At 68.7% G+C, this 2087-nt stretch carries 2 protein-coding genes; both read right to left on the bottom strand.

The window, feature by feature from the left end; translation table 11 throughout:
* Positions 1-4: 4 nt before the first annotated feature.
* Positions 5-964: a GDP-L-fucose synthase gene (fcl, locus tag J3P31_RS21115; RefSeq protein ID WP_210530510.1), complete on the bottom strand. Its 960-nt coding sequence runs from the start codon at positions 962-964 to the stop codon at positions 5-7.
* Between the two features lie 16 nt (positions 965-980).
* Positions 981-2087: GDP-mannose 4,6-dehydratase (gene gmd / locus J3P31_RS21120; RefSeq protein ID WP_210530511.1), on the bottom strand; the 1107-nt coding region annotated here is incomplete at its 5' end.

Genomic DNA, 2087 nt, shown 5'->3' on the forward strand with positions numbered 1-2087 from the left:
CCCGTCACTGTCGGAGGCTGTCGATCTCTTGCCTGAACCAGCGGACGGTGTGCTCGAGGCCCTGCCGCAGCCCGGTTCTGGCGCGCCAGCCCATTGCGGCCAGGCGGCTCACGTCCATGAGCTTGCGCGGGGTTCCGTCGGGCCGGGTGGGGTCGAAGGCGATGCGGCCCTGGTAGCCCGTGACCTCGGCCACCATTTGCGCGAGCTCGGCGATGGAGATGTCCTCGCCGGTGCCGACGTTGATGTGCGACAGCAGGGGCCGGGTGTTCGCCGCGTAGGCGGCGCGGTCGAGCCCCATCACGAAGAGCGAGGCTTCGGCCATGTCGTCCACGTGGAGGAACTCGCGCCGGGGCGTGCCGGTGCCCCAGATCACGACCTCCTCGCGGCCCTCGCGCGCCGCCTCGTGGAAGCGGCGGATCAGGGCGGGGAGGACATGGCTGTTCTCGGGGTGGAAGTTGTCGCCCGGCCCGTAAAGGTTGGTGGGCATCACCGAGCGGTAGTCGCGCCCGTGCTGGCGCGCGAAGCTTTCGCACAGCTTGATCCCGGCGATCTTGGCGATGGCGTAGGGCTCGTTCGTGGGCTCCAGCACGCCGGTGAGGAGCGCGTCCTCGGCCATGGGCTGGGGGGCCTCGCGCGGGTAGATGCAGGAGGAGCCCAGAAACAGCAGGCGCTGGACGCCGGCGGCGTGGGCCTGGCCGATGACGTTGGCCTCGATGAGGAGGTTGTCGTGGATGAAGTCGGCCGGATAGGTGTTGTTGGCATGGATGCCGCCCACCCTGGCCGCCGCAAGGATCACCGCGTCGGGGCGTTCGGCGCGCATGAAGTCCCGCACGGCCGCCTGGTCGGTGAGGTCCAGCTCGGCATGGGTGCGGGTGATCGGCTCGTCCCGGCCGTCCGCGAGGAGGCGGCGCAGGATCGCGCCGCCCACCATGCCCCGGTGGCCTGCCACATAGATGCGCGCCATGGATCCGGTCCCTGCCTCAGGTCTCGACGCTGACGGGCAGATCGAGCCCGTGCGTCTTCAGGAGCGCGTGCCGGCGGGCGGCCACGTGGTCGGCCGCGACCATCTCGCGGCACATCTCGCGCGCGGTGATCTCGGGCGTCCAGCCCAGCTTCTGCTTGGCCTTGGCGGGGTTGCCCAGAAGGGTGTCCACCTCGGCGGGGCGGAAGTAGCGGGGGTCGATCCGCATGATGGTCTGGCCGGGCTTGACCATCGGGGCGAAGTCGCCGTCGACCTGATCGACGATCGCCACCTCGTCCACGCCCGTGCCCGCGAAGCGCAGGGTCATGCCCAGGTCCCGGGCGGCCCAGGTGATGAACTCGCGGACCGAGTACTGCTGGCCGGTCGCGATGACGAAGTCCTCGGGCTCGTCCTGCTGGAGCATCATCCACTGCATGCGGACGTAGTCCTTGGCGTGGCCCCAGTCGCGCAAGCTGTCGATGTTGCCCATGTAGAGGCACTTCTCGAGGCCCATGGCGATGTTGGACAGGCCGCGGGTGATCTTGCGGGTGACAAAGGTCTCGCCGCGCCGCGGGCTCTCGTGGTTGAAGAGGATGCCGTTGCAGGCGTACATCCCGTAGGCTTCGCGGTAGTTCACCGTGATCCAGTAGGCGTACATCTTGGCCACCGCGTAGGGGCTGCGCGGGTGGAAGGGGGTGCGCTCGGTCTGGGGGGTCTCCTGCACGAGGCCGTAAAGCTCGGAGGTCGAGGCCTGGTAGAACCGGGTGGTCGTCTCGAGCCCGAGAAAGCGGATCGCCTCCAGAAGGCGCAGCGTGCCGATGGCGTCCACGTCGGCGGTGTACTCGGGGGCCTCGAAGCTCACGGCGACGTGGGACTGGGCGCCGAGGTTGTAGACCTCGTCCGGGCGGATCTCCGACAGGATCCGGGTCAGGTTGGAGGTGTCCGTCAGGTCGCCGTAGTGCAGCCGGAAGCGGCCGTTCTCGTGCGGGTCCGTGTAGATGTGGTCCACGCGCTGCGTGTTGAACAGCGAGGCCCGGCGCTTGAGGCCATGCACCTCATAGCCTTTCTCAAGCAGGAACTCGGCCAAATAGGACCCGTCCTGTCCGGTGATCCCCGTGATGAGGGC

Source organism: Rubellimicrobium arenae (assembly GCF_017916275.1).
Taxonomy (GTDB): Bacteria; Pseudomonadota; Alphaproteobacteria; order Rhodobacterales; family Rhodobacteraceae; genus Rubellimicrobium; species Rubellimicrobium arenae.

What these genes read in the sequence shown, in the direction of transcription:
- fcl (WP_210530510.1), bottom strand. Translation starts at nt 964, where the DNA reads ATGGCGCGCATCTATGTGGCAGGCCACCGGGGCATGGTGGGCGGCGCG.